This is a genomic window from Vibrio sp. 10N.247.310.23, from assembly GCF_041467155.1.
GTDB classification, from domain to species: Bacteria; Pseudomonadota; Gammaproteobacteria; order Enterobacterales; family Vibrionaceae; genus Vibrio; species Vibrio crassostreae_C.
The window spans coordinates 152,200-166,232 of the sequence record NZ_JBFSTZ010000001.1; the positions used below are offsets into that span (position 1 = coordinate 152,200).

13 protein-coding genes are annotated in these 14,033 nt (G+C 45.0%); 11 read left to right on the plus strand and 2 right to left on the minus strand.

Features of this window, described 5'->3' with window-relative positions; genetic code table 11:
- Window positions 1-42: 42 nt before the first annotated feature.
- Window positions 43-3,207 carry a ribonuclease E gene (gene rne, locus AB6D93_RS00680; RefSeq protein ID WP_102332504.1) on the minus strand — a complete coding sequence of 1,055 codons (3,165 nt, stop codon included), beginning with the start codon at window positions 3,205-3,207 and terminating at the stop codon, window positions 43-45.
- Between the two features lie 618 nt (window positions 3,208-3,825).
- Between rne and rluC the strand changes: the two genes are divergently transcribed.
- Window positions 3,826-4,770: a 23S rRNA pseudouridine(955/2504/2580) synthase RluC gene (gene rluC / locus AB6D93_RS00685; RefSeq protein WP_102332503.1), complete on the plus strand. Its 945-nt coding sequence runs from the start codon at window positions 3,826-3,828 to the stop codon at window positions 4,768-4,770.
- A 307-nt stretch (window positions 4,771-5,077) separates the two neighbouring features.
- On the opposite strand, the gene AB6D93_RS00690 is transcribed toward rluC, so the two are convergent.
- Window positions 5,078-5,659: a nucleoside triphosphate pyrophosphatase gene (locus tag AB6D93_RS00690; RefSeq protein ID WP_017067204.1), complete on the minus strand. Its 582-nt coding sequence runs from the start codon at window positions 5,657-5,659 to the stop codon at window positions 5,078-5,080.
- Between the two features lie 149 nt (window positions 5,660-5,808).
- Between AB6D93_RS00690 and yceD the strand changes: the two genes are divergently transcribed.
- The 10 genes from yceD to mltG all read left to right on the plus strand — a co-directional run bounded on the left by yceD (window position 5,809) and on the right by mltG (window position 14,031).
- Complete coding sequence (gene yceD / locus AB6D93_RS00695) at window positions 5,809-6,336, plus strand: 23S rRNA accumulation protein YceD (RefSeq protein WP_017062153.1); 528 nt, start codon at window positions 5,809-5,811, stop codon at window positions 6,334-6,336.
- A 35-nt stretch (window positions 6,337-6,371) separates the two neighbouring features.
- Window positions 6,372-6,542, plus strand: coding sequence for a 50S ribosomal protein L32 (rpmF, locus tag AB6D93_RS00700; RefSeq protein ID WP_004737376.1), 171 nt, complete (start codon window positions 6,372-6,374; stop codon window positions 6,540-6,542).
- A gap of 9 nt (window positions 6,543-6,551) precedes the next feature.
- Window positions 6,552-7,577, plus strand: a complete 1,026-nt coding sequence (gene plsX, locus AB6D93_RS00705; protein ID WP_061033778.1) for a phosphate acyltransferase PlsX — start codon at window positions 6,552-6,554, stop codon at window positions 7,575-7,577.
- Window positions 7,578-7,582: 5 nt separating this feature from the next.
- Window positions 7,583-8,533, plus strand: a complete 951-nt coding sequence (locus tag AB6D93_RS00710) for a beta-ketoacyl-ACP synthase III (RefSeq protein ID WP_017054985.1) — start codon at window positions 7,583-7,585, stop codon at window positions 8,531-8,533.
- Between the two features lie 80 nt (window positions 8,534-8,613).
- Window positions 8,614-9,537 carry an ACP S-malonyltransferase gene (gene fabD, locus AB6D93_RS00715; RefSeq protein WP_017063479.1) on the plus strand — a complete coding sequence of 308 codons (924 nt, stop codon included), beginning with the start codon at window positions 8,614-8,616 and terminating at the stop codon, window positions 9,535-9,537.
- Between the two features lie 25 nt (window positions 9,538-9,562).
- On the plus strand, window positions 9,563-10,297 hold the full coding sequence (fabG, locus tag AB6D93_RS00720; RefSeq protein ID WP_029235138.1) for a 3-oxoacyl-ACP reductase FabG: 735 nt from the start codon (window positions 9,563-9,565) through the stop codon (window positions 10,295-10,297).
- A gap of 166 nt (window positions 10,298-10,463) precedes the next feature.
- Window positions 10,464-10,697 (plus strand): acyl carrier protein, encoded by a 234-nt coding sequence (gene acpP / locus AB6D93_RS00725; protein WP_004737381.1) that lies wholly within the window; start codon window positions 10,464-10,466, stop codon window positions 10,695-10,697.
- Between the two features lie 93 nt (window positions 10,698-10,790).
- Window positions 10,791-12,035 carry a beta-ketoacyl-ACP synthase II gene (fabF, locus tag AB6D93_RS00730; RefSeq protein ID WP_010437291.1) on the plus strand — a complete coding sequence of 415 codons (1,245 nt, stop codon included), beginning with the start codon at window positions 10,791-10,793 and terminating at the stop codon, window positions 12,033-12,035.
- 104 nt (window positions 12,036-12,139) lie between these two features.
- Window positions 12,140-13,018 (plus strand): aminodeoxychorismate lyase, encoded by an 879-nt coding sequence (gene pabC, locus AB6D93_RS00735; protein WP_017062150.1) that lies wholly within the window; start codon window positions 12,140-12,142, stop codon window positions 13,016-13,018.
- Entirely contained in the window at window positions 13,015-14,031 is a 1,017-nt protein-coding gene (gene mltG, locus AB6D93_RS00740; RefSeq protein WP_017062149.1) for an endolytic transglycosylase MltG, read from the plus strand. The genes pabC and mltG overlap by 4 nt, the downstream gene beginning before the upstream one ends.
- Window positions 14,032-14,033 lie beyond the last annotated feature (2 nt).

The window sequence follows — 14,033 nt, forward strand, 5'->3', positions numbered from 1 at the left end:
AGCCTTTGATTCTATTTACTCGCGATTACCTATCAGTAATCACTAGTAGTTTGGCTTAGTCATCGCCGCGCCAGCTTTGTTCGACGCTGCCTGACTGCCTGCACCTTTCGATACAAAACGTTCAGTGCGGAACGGAGCTGCAATCACTTCAATCTCTTTGATCTCTTGAGGACCAGGAGCTTTAGTCATTGGTGAACCGGCTTGCTTCTTAGCAACAGCTGCCTTTGGTGCCGCTTTAGGAGCTTCTGCTTTAACAACAGGTGCTTCTTCAACTTTTGCACTTTCAGCTTTAGGCGCTTCAGCTTCAACAACTGGTGTTGCTTCTGCTTGCACAGCTTCTGCTACAACAGGCGCTTCAACTTTCGTCGCTTCTGCAATCACTGGAGCTTCAACTTTCGCGGTTTCAACAACCACTGGTGCTTCTTCAACGACTGCAGGAGCTTCAACTACAGCAGGAGTCTCAGCTACTTGAGCTTCAACAGCAGCATCTTCACGACGGATGATAACTTTACCCATTGCAAGCTCTGGACATGCGAAGCCGCCAGTCATTGCTACGTTGCTTTGTGGTGCCGTCTCTAGAGCAACATTCTGCTCTTGAACAGATGTTTGAGCTTCAGCTGCTACTTGAACTTCAGCCACTTCAGGCTTTGCCTGCTTGTGGTGAGGTTTTGGAATGAAGCGAGGCATCACTTTACCCATAGCCATCTCTGGAGAAGCTACACCACCTTTACGTAGGCGGAATGGGTTAGGGCGACGATCACGACCGCGACGACGACGTTGACCACTTGCACGTAGGTGACGTGGAGAACGACGGTTACGACGTTGTTTCGGCTCTTCCTGTTCAGTTTGCTCTGCATTCGCTTGAGTTGCTTCTACTTGTTCCGCAACTTTTTGCTCTTGAGCTACTGACTGTTCTTTTGAAACAGATAGTTCTTTAGCAGCAACCTGCTCTTTTGAAGCGTTATCTTCAGCTTGAGCTTGTTGGTCTTTAACACGAACTTGCTTGTTCAGTTTACGACGCTGACGACGCTCTTTAATCTTAGCTGCTTTCGCTTCAGGTTTAGCCTTAGGCGCTTCCGGTTTACCAGCTTGTGCTTCTGCTGCTAGCTGTAGACCTTCTTCTGCTAATTTAGATGGTGCTTGCTCTTCGCGTTGCTTCTGCTCATCACGTGGCTTGTTGCGACGGTCTTGCTTAGGCTTGCGAGGCTGACGAGTTTGCTGTGGAGCTGCTTCTTTTTGCTCTTCAGGCTTCTCATCACGAGCTGGCTTACGGCGGCGTTTGTTGTCACGGTTTTCGTTACGATTGTCACCACGTTCACCACGGTCGTTACGCTGTTCGCCACGCTCACCACGTTGGTTACGACGACGGTTATCGTTACGATCACGGCGTTGACGGTTGCCGTTGTTACGATTGTTTTTAGGTTTTTCTTCTTTCTTCTCTTCTTCTTTTTTCTCTTCTTGAGTTGAAGAGCCAAATAAGAAGCTACCGATAGCTTTGAAGAAACGACCAATTAGGCCTGGTTCTTGAGTCGCTGCTGGTTCAGCTTTCTTCTCTTCTACAGCTTTAGGTGCTGGAGCAGGAGTTGGTGCTGATTGAGCAGGAGCTGCGAAGCCTTTCAGAGCAGGTTCTTCGATCTTCTTAGGACGAATAGTCTGTTCAGCAGGCTCTTTGCTTTCCGCTTCTTTTAGAGCTTCTAGCTTGTTAGGCAGCAAGTAAGATAGTAGATCGAACTCTTCACCTTCACGAACACGGATAACCTCAAAATGCGGCGTTTCCATGTCTGAGTTAGGAACAACAGTGATCTTAACTTCTTGGTTCTTCTCGATGTGGTTTACTGAGCGACGTTTTTCGTTCAGAAGGTAAGAAGCGATTGGAACAGGCACAACAGCAAGTACTTGTGCTGTGTTGTCTTTTAGAGCTTCTTCTTCAATCAAACGTAGAACAGAAAGTGCTAGAGATTCGTTATCACGAACAACACCAGTACCTGTACAACGAGGACAAATGTGGTGGCTTGCTTCTGCTAGTGATGGGCTCAAACGTTGACGAGACATCTCTAGAAGACCAAAGCGAGAAATACGACCAATCTGAACACGTGCGCGATCTAAACGAACGGCATCACGTAGACGGCTTTCTACTTCGCGTTGGTGGCGAACCGGGGTCATATCGATAAAGTCGATTACAACAAGACCACCTAGGTCACGTAGACGTAATTGACGTGCAATTTCATCGGCAGCTTCTAGGTTAGTGTTAAGTGCTGTTTCTTCAATATCGCCGCCCTTTGTTGCACGAGCAGAGTTGATATCGATAGAAGTCAGTGCTTCTGTTGGGTCGATTACGATAGAACCACCAGATGGAAGACGAACTTCACGTTGGAAAGCAGATTCGATCTGGCTTTCAATCTGGTAATGGCTGAATAGTGGCACTTCACCATCGTATTTCTTAACGCGATTCATGAAATCTGGGCGTATTAATTGAATGTGCGCTTGTGCACGTTCAAAAATAGTATTGCTGTCGATTAGAATCTCGCCAATATCACGACGTAGGTAGTCACGAATTGCGCGAACAATAACGTTACTCTCTTGGTGAATTAGGAAAGGAGCTGCATTTGAATCAGAAGCTTGCTTGATAGCGCCCCAATGGTTCAATAGAACATTCAGGTCCCACTCTAGCTCTTCTGCGCTTTTGCCAACACCCGCTGTACGCACGATTAAGCCCATACCTTGAGGAAGCTCAAGAGTGCTTAATGCTGCTTTCAGTTGAGTGCGTTCATCACCTTCGATACGACGAGAAATACCGCCAGCACGAGGGTTATTAGGCATAAGAACTAAGTAACTACCAGCCAAAGAGATGAAAGTTGTCAGTGCAGCACCTTTGCTACCACGTTCTTCTTTCTCTACTTGTACGATTACTTCTTGGCCTTCTTTTAGCACTTCTTTAATGCTAGGACGGCCTTGGTATGTATAACCTTCAGGGAAGTATTCGCGGGCAATTTCTTTAAGAGGGAGGAAACCGTGACGTTCTGCGCCGTAATCAACGAATGCCGCTTCTAGGCTTGGTTCAATACGGGTAATACGTCCTTTGTAGATATTCGCTTTCTTTGACTCGTGACCTGGACTTTCGATATCTAGATCGAACAGTCGTTGGCCATCAACCAAAGCGACACGCAACTCTTCTTTTTGAGTTGCGTTAATTAACATTCTTTTCATTTAGAAATTCTCATTGTCTTTTCTTATTTTCATCATTGTTCTTATCGCTTTATTTCGTTTCTCATGGTGCCAGATCCCATGGCTTTATCGGTGCAGCCTCCCGGCTGGAGAGGGATGCTCTGGGGCACGTCAGTCATCATAGGGAGTTAGCCTATGATCCGCGATGTGGCGGTGAATACTCAACATGAGTGTACGTGAGTAGAGCGATAAGGAACTCAGTTGACCGTGTCTTACGCCGATTGCAGCACTGTCTAATCTGAGTTATCTACTCATTTACTTGCTTATGAATGGTTAACTGTTTAAATAATAGTCAAACCACTGATAGCAGCTGTGAACTATAGCAGCGGTCGGTAAACACAGCAATCTGCTTTGTCGGAATGCTGTAAAAAAAACAGTTTTTGTTTGGGTTTTGATAGCTCTAACTCACTGTCTATAAATAATTTATCAATTGATATTTTAATTTGCAGGAATCTTGATGCTTTTTTGTTCGAAGAATCAAAGAAATATAGAACTTCAATGACCATTTTGGGATAGATCGGTAAGGATTAGGGATAAATAAGTTCGGAATAGGGCTAAGAAAATATCAATTATCAAAAGTGACAGTGATACAATAGCGCAATGAGCGAAATTAGAACCCAAGTCCAATTCGTCGACATTGACGAAGATATGGCTGGTCAGCGTATTGATAACTTCTTACGCAACCAATTAAAAAACATCCCGAAAAGCATGATTTACCGAATCGTGCGTAAAGGCGAAGTCCGCGTAAATAAAAAACGCATTAAGGCTGAGTACAAACTAAAAGTTGGCGATTTAGTTCGTATCCCTCCGGTTACTATTGAAGAGAAAACAGAAGAGAACGTGCCGAGCACGAAACTCAACAAGGTTTCAGAATTAGAACAGTGCATCATTTATGAAGATGATCACATGCTAATTCTTAACAAACCGTCTGGCACTGCTGTTCATGGTGGTAGCGGATTAAAATTTGGCGCGATTGAAGCATTACGTGCTCTTCGCCCTGATGCTCGTTTTCTTGAATTAGTGCACCGTATCGATAGAGATACGTCTGGCATTTTGCTTGTTGCTAAGAAGCGCTCGGCGCTAAGACACCTTCAAGCACAGTTCCGTGAAAAAACGGTTCAAAAATACTACTTCGCTTTAGTTATGGGCGAATGGAAGAACAGCTGCAAAGTCGTCAACGCACCTTTGTTGAAAAATGAAGTGAACAGCATTGTTCGAGTTAACCCGAATGGTAAAGCTTCTGAAACCCGTTTTAAGGTTTTAGAAAAATTCCAAGAGGCGACGTTGATTCAAGCAAGCCCAATTACAGGCCGAACACACCAAATTCGTGTGCACGCTCAGTATACTGGTCACCCAATTGCTTGGGATGATCGCTACGGTGATCGTCGTTTTGACGCTTACACGGGTAAGGTTGGTCTTGATCGTCTGTTCCTACATGCAGCAAACATCAAGTTCACACACCCAGGTAGTGAAGAGAAGATGGATATCTCGGCGCCAATGGAAAGAAGGCTAGAGAAAGCCCTAACTGGTTTACGTAAGCTTTAAGAAGATACGAGATACGAGATACGAGATACGAGATACGAGATACGAGATACGAGATACGAAGGTATAGAGTGCCTCTAAATTTGTTCTTCAGTATCCATAAATGAGAAAGGTTGACGAATATCGTCAACCTTTTTTGTTTTCATCTGTTGTAGAAGATCCCCAAGTCGCTCGTTCCTCGCTCTTGAGGATGACGACTTTTTAAAATCACGCTCTATATCATTAGTTGGTTAGATAAAATTGCGTGTTCCGCCATTCCCTAGACTGACGAAGGAAGGAGTAGGGATCTCTAACAAAGAGAGCGTATCCGTTATAGTACACCCATTCCTTGCGCTTCTAACATATCGACTAGATCGATCAGCGGTAAGCCGATCAAAGTATTTGGGTCTTTCCCTTCCATCTGTTTAAACAACGCGATGCCTAACCCTTCACACATAAAGCTACCTGCGCAGTAATAAGGCTGCTCTTTCTCAACATAACTAATGATCTGTTGCTTAGTTAAATCGCGGAAATGCACTACAAAGGTGTCGAGACGCGTGTCAGCTTCATTGGTTTCGTTGTTCCAAACCGAAAGCCCAGTATAAAAAGTAATGCTCTTGCCGCTTTGACGAGATAACTGCTCGATCGCTTTTTCTCGAGTGTGAGGCTTACCAATGATCTCTCCATCAATTACGCAAACCTGATCAGAACCAATGACTAAGCTAGGTTGCTCCACAACACAAGACTTAGCTTTGGTCTCAGCAAGGCGCATCACCAACTGTTGTGGTGTCTCTTCTGGAAGCGGCGTTTCATCGCAGTCTGGCTTGGCTGTAATGAAGCTTAACTGTAGTTTTTTGAGGATCTCTTGCCTAAATGGTGATGTAGAGGCTAAAACTAGTTGGTAATTTCTCATTTTAATTTACAATTCAAGGAAGCATTTATCTCAGGATAACGTAACTTGTCCTGCTATTCATAATGCTCTGAATAGGAAAGGCAGGAAAGTACATTTTTTTTGCCATTTCCTTTGACTAAACACGATTTGGAAGATAAGATTCGCGCCCTATGCAAAAGGAAAAAATACCGCGTACAGTTGATCCGGCAAGAACGGCTCAAAAACGACTCGATATGGATGGTATCATCCAGGTCAGTCTTTTGAAGCGTTTAACTGAAGCAACTGAAGGCGTAAAACGTGACGCGCAAGTCTCAATGTCATTTGGGCTTGATGAACAACGATTAGTCGTTATCTCTGGTAAAGCTAACGTCGAAGTCGATTTAGAGTGTCAACGTTGTAATGAGGTTTTCGCACATGAGTGCGATGTCCAATTTACTTATACTCCTGTTTACAGTGAGAAAAGTGAAGAGGAAGCACCGGAAGAGTACGATTTGGTAGATCTGAACGAGTACGGTGAGTTAGACCTGATTCAATTAGTTGAAGACGAGTTCATCCTTGGATTGCCACAAATAGCAATGCACGACGATGCGAAATGTAGCGTTAACTCAAATAACTTGGTGTTTGGTGAACTTCCTGAAGAAATTGAGGAAGACAAAAAGCCGAATCCATTTGATGTTTTAAAAAGCTTAAAGAAGTAATTGCTTCTTTAAGAATTTACATAGGAGTAGGGTCAATGGCCGTACAAAAGAGCAAGAAATCACGTTCAATGCGTGGCATGCGTCGTTCACACGATGCGCTAACTACAGCTGCACTTTCTGTAGACGCAACTTCAGGTGAAACTCACCTACGTCACAACGTGACTGCCGAAGGTTTCTACCGCGGCAAAAAGGTTATCAACAAGTAAGGTTGACCTTTGCAAAATCTAACCGTTGCGCTTGATGCAATGGGCGGGGACTTCGGTCCTCGTGTAACAGTGCCTGCCGCCGTGCAGGCACTGTCGTATTTCCCAGAGCTAAAAGTCATTCTAATAGGTGATCGAAACGCGATCACATCTCAATTATCTTCATTAGGTCGAATGCCTGATTCTCGTTTGAGTATCCAGCATTGTGATCGAGTCATTTCCAATTCTGAAAAACCTTCACTAGCCTTGCGTAACAGTCAGGGTAGCTCCATGCGTGCTGCGATTGATCTGGTCGCCGACTCTCAAGCGGATGCTTGTGTGAGTGGTGGCAACACTGGCGCATTGATGGCTTTGTCCCGTTTCCGACTTAAGCTCCTTCCTGGTATTGATAGGCCTGCATTGGTTTCAGCTTTGCCTACTGCCTCAGGAAATCGCACATGGATGCTTGATTTAGGGGCAAATGTGTCTAGTGATGCAGATTCGCTTTTCCAATTTGCTGTAATGGGCAGTGCATTAGCGGAACAACATTTAGGTCGCGCACCACGTGTCGCTATCTTGAATATCGGTGCAGAAGAAATTAAAGGCAATGACCTTGTAAAACGATGCGCTGAAATGTTGTCTAATACTCAGTCTGTGAACTTCATAGGCTATATTGAAGGTAATCAATTACTTCAAGATGCTGCTGATGTCGTCGTATGTGATGGTTTTGTGGGCAATGTCTGCTTAAAAACGTGCGAAGGTACGGCTCAGCTCTTTATTGATAAGCTAAAAACGCGCATGATGGCTTCAACAATAAAGGGTTGGATAGCCAGAATGCTGTTTTCTGAGCTATTTACTGAATTAAAAACCTTGAACCCCGACCAGTATAACGGCGCAAGTTTGTTAGGATTGCGCGGCATTGTCATTAAAAGTCATGGAAGTGCTGATGTGTCTGCAGTCGTCAACGCGATTGGTGAAGCAGTACACGAGGTCAAACGACAAGTCCCCAGCCGCATTAGCGATCGTTTGGAAGCGGTTTTACTCGAGAGGCATTATTAGTCTTCATGTATAGCAAAATTTTAGGTACTGGCAGCTACTTGCCATCTCAGGTGCGTACTAACGCAGACTTAGAGAAAATGGTAGAGACTAGCGATGAGTGGATCGTTGCTAGAACGGGTATTAAAGAGCGTCGTATTTCAGCGGAAAACGAAACCGTTGCTGATATGGCGTTTTACGCTGCTGAAAATGCCATTGAAATGGCAGGTATCGACAAAGAAGAGATTGATTTAATCATCGTTGCGACAACCAGCAGTAGCCACACATTCCCGTCTTCGGCATGTCAGGTACAAGGCAAGCTTGGTATCAAAGGCTGCCCTGCGTTTGATTTGGCTGCAGCGTGTTCTGGTTTTGTCTACGCACTGTCTGTTGCTGATCAACACATCAAGACTGGCATGTGTAAGAACGTTTTGGTAATTGGTGCTGATGCACTGTCAAAAACCTGTGATCCGACTGACCGCTCTACTATCATCCTATTTGGTGATGCAGCAGGCGCGGTGGTTGTAGGCGCAAGCGAAGAGCCAGGTATTTTGTCTACTCATATTTACTCTGATGGTAAATACGGTGAGCTTCTAAGCCTAGAAGTACCAGAGCGCGGCGGTGATGCAGACAAATGGCTGCACATGGCGGGCAACGAAGTATTTAAAGTGGCGGTAACTCAGCTTTCTAAGCTAGTTAAAGACACCTTAGCGGCGAACAATATGGATAAGTCAGAGCTTGATTGGTTAGTTCCACACCAAGCGAACTACCGTATTATCTCGGCAACCGCTAAAAAGCTGACGATGTCGCTTGATCAAGTAGTGATTACTCTTGATAAGCACGGCAATACGTCGGCAGCTACCGTACCAACGGCCCTAGATGAGGCTGTTCGCGACGGGCGAATTAAACGTGGTCAAACGCTTCTACTTGAAGCATTTGGCGGCGGCTTCACTTGGGGTTCTGCGTTAGTTAAATTCTAACCCTAAGCGATAATCAACAAACAAGGCACATAACTTATGTGCCTTATTCAATTTTTTGCTTTGCTTAAAGGAAAATTACAATGAGCAAATTTGCTATCGTATTCCCAGGCCAGGGCTCTCAAGCTATCGGTATGCTTGCTGACCTAGGCGAACAGTATGATGTTGTTAAAAAGACATTTGCTGAAGCTTCAGAAGCACTTGGTTACGATCTATGGGCATTGGTTCAAGATGGTCCTGTAGAAAATCTAAATGAAACTTTTCGCACTCAACCGGCTCTATTAACAGCGTCTGTTGCAATTTGGCGTGTATGGCAAGAGCTTGGCCTAGAGCAACCTGTAAATCTAGCAGGTCACAGCCTAGGTGAATATTCTGCTCTTGTATGTGCCGGCGTTATCGACTTTAAAGAAGCGATCAAGCTGGTTGAACTACGTGGTCAACTGATGCAAGAAGCGGTTCCTGCAGGTGTTGGTGCAATGTACGCAATCATCGGTCTAGACGATGAAGCGATTGCTAAAGCGTGTGAAGAAGCTGCGCAAGACGAAGTTGTGTCTCCAGTTAACTTTAACTCTCCTGGCCAAGTTGTTATCGCGGGTAACAAAGCGGCAGTAGAGCGTGCTGGTGCACTTTGTAAAGAAGCGGGCGCTAAGCGTGCACTTCCGCTACCTGTTTCTGTGCCGTCTCACTGTGCACTGATGAAGCCAGCAGCAGACAAGCTAGCGGTGGCTCTAGAAGCTCTAGAGTTCAACACGCCAGCATTGCCTGTTATCAATAACGTTGATGTTATCGCTGAAACAGATCCTGCAAAAATTAAAGACGCACTTGTTCGTCAGCTGTACAGCCCAGTTCGTTGGACTGAAGGCGTACAAGCGATGAATGAGCAAGGCGTTGAGAAGCTACTTGAATTAGGCCCTGGTAAAGTTCTTACTGGTCTAACAAAACGAATCGTAAAAACTATGACAGCTGCTGCAGTTAATGACACTGCATCACTAGAAGCTGCTAAGTAAATAACCACTTAATAGAGAAGTTATGATGAATTTAGAAGGCAAAGTTGCACTAGTTACAGGCGCAAGCCGTGGCATCGGTCGTGCAATCGCTGAACTTTTAGTTGAGCGTGGTGCTAAAGTTATCGGTACTGCGACATCTGAAGGCGGCGCAGCTGCAATCAGCGAGTACCTTGGTGAGAACGGTAAAGGTCTTGCTCTTAATGTAACGGATACTGACTCAATTGCTGCTACACTGAAAACCATCAACGATGAATTCGGTGCGATTGACATTCTAGTTAACAACGCAGGTATCACTCGTGATAACCTACTGATGCGTATGAAAGACGACGAATGGAATGACATCATCGATACTAACCTAACGCCTATCTTCCGCATGTCTAAAGCCGTATTGCGTGGCATGATGAAGAAGCGTCAAGGCCGTATCGTAAACGTTGGTTCTGTAGTAGGTACTATGGGTAACGCTGGTCAAGCTAACTACGCAGCTGCAAAAGCAGGCGTAATTGGTTTTACTAAATCAATGGCTCGTGAAGTTGCGTCTCGTGGCGTTACAGTGAACACTGTAGCTCCTGGTTTCATCGAAACTGACATGACTAAAGCGCTAAATGATGACCAACGTGCAGCAACTTTGGCGAATGTACCAGCAGGTCGACTAGGTGACCCTCGCGAAATCGCTGAAGCTGTGGTATTTTTGGCGTCACCTGCGGCAGCTTATATCACAGGTGAAACACTTCACGTCAATGGCGGTATGTACATGGTGTAAATTATGTGCAACATTTGTGCATGATTTAAGTCAAGATCATACGTAATTTCGGTTAAAATCGTGAAAATTGTGGTTTGACCAGAAAAGTTGACCTTGCAACTTTCAATAGATTGAATAAACTACGGAAAACATCGCATAAAGCGAACTCTGTAAAGGAAAAGAAAAAATGAGCAACCTCGAAGAACGCGTAAAGAAAATCATTGTTGAACAGCTAGGTGTAGACGAAGCTGAAGTTAAAAACGAAGCTTCTTTCGTTGATGACCTAGGTGCAGATTCTCTAGACACAGTAGAGCTAGTAATGGCTCTAGAAGAAGAATTTGACACTGAAATCCCAGATGAAGAAGCTGAGAAAATTACTACTGTTCAAGCAGCTATCGATTACGTAACTAGCGCTCAGTAATAATCTCTCCCAGGCGGTCACCTCGACCGCCTGTGTTTTATCTAACTCATCTATCCTCATCTTAAATCACCTCAATCCCCGGAGTGTAAAATCGTGTCCAAGCGTCGTGTAGTTGTCACTGGCATGGGTATGTTGTCACCGGTAGGCAACACTGTAGAATCTTCTTGGAAAGCCCTGCTAGCTGGTCAAAGTGGTATCGTTAATATCGATCATTTTGATGCAACCAATTTCTCAACTCGTTTTGCAGGTCTAGTTAAAGACTTTAACTGCGAAGAGTATATGACTAAAAAAGATGCTCGTAAGATGGACTTGTTCATCCAGTACGGCGTCGCAGCAGGTATTCAAGCTTTAGATGATTCAGCCCTAACTATTACTGAAGAAAACGCTCCACGTGTGGGTGTTGCTATCGGTTCTGGTATTGGTGGTCTTGGTTTGATCGAAGCCGGTCACCAAGCTCTAACTGAAAAAGGCCCTCGTAAGATCAGCCCGTTCTTCGTACCGTCGACGATCGTGAATATGATTGCTGGTCACATGTCTATCATGCGTGGCCTACGCGGTCCAAACATCGCGATTTCTACTGCATGTACGACTGGCCTACATAACATTGGTCACGCGGCTCGTATGATTGCATACGGCGATGCAGACGCAATGCTAGCGGGTGGTGCTGAAAAAGCATCAACTCCACTAGGTATGGGCGGTTTTGGTGCGGCTAAAGCACTTTCTACTCGTAACGATGAGCCTCAAAAAGCTTCTCGTCCATGGGACAAAGGCCGTGATGGCTTCGTTCTTGGCGACGGTGCAGGCATGATGGTTCTTGAAGAGTACGAACATGCGAAAGCTCGTGGCGCTAAGATTTACTGTGAGCTAGTTGGCTTCGGTATGTCGGGTGACGCTTACCACATGACATCTCCAAGTGAAGATGGCTCAGGTGGCGCACTAGCAATGGAAGCGGCTATGCGTGATGCTGGCATTACTGGTGAACAAATCGGTTATGTAAACGCACACGGTACTTCGACTCCTGCAGGTGACGTAGCGGAAGTTAAGGGCATCAAGCGTGCTCTTGGCGAAGCAGGCAGCAAGCAAGTATTGGTTTCTTCTACGAAATCAATGACAGGCCACCTTCTAGGTGCTGCTGGTTCTGCTGAAGCTATCATCACGGCTATGTCTCTGGTTGACCAAATTGTTCCACCAACAATCAACCTAGATGATCCTGAAGAAGGCTTAGATATTGACTTAGTACCTCACACTGCGCGTGAAGTTAGCAACATGGAATATGCTGCATGTAACTCATTCGGTTTCGGTGGTACAAACGGCTGTTTGATCTTCAAAAAGATTTAATCATCTTATTAAAGACGTAAACACTCGTAGATAGTCACAATTAGACTTGTTTTTAAACGGCTTGATGCTTTAGCATTGAGCCGTTTCTTTTTATGGGGAAAAACATGTTTTGGGTTGATGGAGAAAGCCAGCAAACTATCGATATTTTGGATCGCTCGTTTCAGTACGGAGACGGCTGTTTTACGACAATGCTCGTGAGTGATGGTGAGATACAACATCTTCACGATCATCAGCACCGTGTCGACGAGTGCCTTAAAGCGCTACGCATTTCTGCTCTTGATTGGGATGTTGTTAGTCTTTGGCTCGATACTGCGCTTCAACACATCCAACATAACGCTCTTCATGGCACAAAGAGCCTTGATGGTTCAAAGAAGCTCCATAACGCCAACAAGCCTCATAATCAAAAAGCAGGGATCAAGCTGCACGTTAGTCGTGGAGCGGGTGGGCGTGGCTACAGTACCAAGAATATCGCCAAGCCGACAATCACCATCAGTACCTTTGATTACCCAAGCCATTATTCAGCGTGGCAAGACTCCGGTGTTGAACTCGGTATCTGCCATCAAGCGCTAGGTTTGAGCCCACTACTGGCTGGCCATAAGCACAATAATCGCCTTGAGCAGATTTTGATGAAAGATGAAATGGATCAAGCTAATGAAGTGGATGGCGTGGTTCTTGATATATCGGGCAATGTGATTGAAACCACCATGGCCAATCTGTTCTGGCGCAAAGGTCAGTCGATATACACACCTCAACTCACTCAAAGTGGTGTCGCGGGGGTTATGCGTAAGCAAGTGTTAACCGCGCTGAATCAGGCTGAACTTTCCGTTACAATTAGTGACTACTGCTTATCTCAACTCATGCAAGCTGATGAGGTTTTCATGACAAACTCCATTTTAGGGGTTGCCCCAGTTACCCGTATTAGTGATACCCAATTTAACATTGGAACCATTACTCGTAGCCTTCAAGGACAACTAAACTCGTGATCAAAAAGTTATTTATTTTTATTATCTTGTGCTTAATTGCAGCCGGTGCTGCTGGTTTTTATGTTTACAACCAAGCGCAAGATAACCTGAAACAAGTTATTCAATTAGAAAAACCACAAGTCGTGACTGTTGCTTCAGGTAGCAGCTTTAACCGCGTTCTAGCCCAGTTGATTAACGAGGGGCTGTTTGAGGCTTCTCCTTACGAGAAATTAATCCGTAAGTTACATCCTGAGCTTGTAGACGTAAAAGCGGGTACTTTCCTGCTTGAACCGGGTTTAACCTTAGAGCAAGCGCTACAGGTGCTTGTAGAAGGGAAAGAACACCAGTTTACTATTACCTTTGTTGAAGGCAGTCGTTTTGACGAATGGCTTGTTCAGCTAAAAGACAACGAATTCATTCAACAGACATTGGATGGCGTTTCTGAAAAAGAGATCGCTGAAAAGTTGGGTATTGAAAACGAAAAGCTAGAAGGTCTCTTCTTAGCAGAAACGTATCACTACACCTATGGCACCACTGATTTAGATTTGTTGAAGCGCGCGCATCGAGACCTAATGAGCGTGGTGAATGAAGAGTGGGAAAATCGAGCGGATAAGCTGCCTCTTAAATCGCCATACGAAGCGTTAATTCTTGCATCTATCATTGAGAAAGAGACCGCTGTTGCGTCAGAACGTGAGCGTGTTTCTTCTGTGTTTGTTAACCGTCTAAACAAGCGTATGCGTTTGCAAACTGACCCAACGGTTATCTATGGCATGGGTGACAGCTACGATGGCAACATCCGTAAGAAAGACTTACGCACGCCAACGCCTTACAACACCTATACAATGAGTGGCTTGCCACCGACACCTATCGCTATGGCAGGCAAAGCGTCTATCAACGCGGCGTTGAATCCAGAGAAGAGCAACTACTTGTATTTCGTTGCGAGTGGAACAGGTGGGCACGTATTTTCAAAGAGTTTGACTGAGCATAACCGTGCAGTGCGAGCTTACTTAAAGCAATTAAGAAAAAACAGATAAAG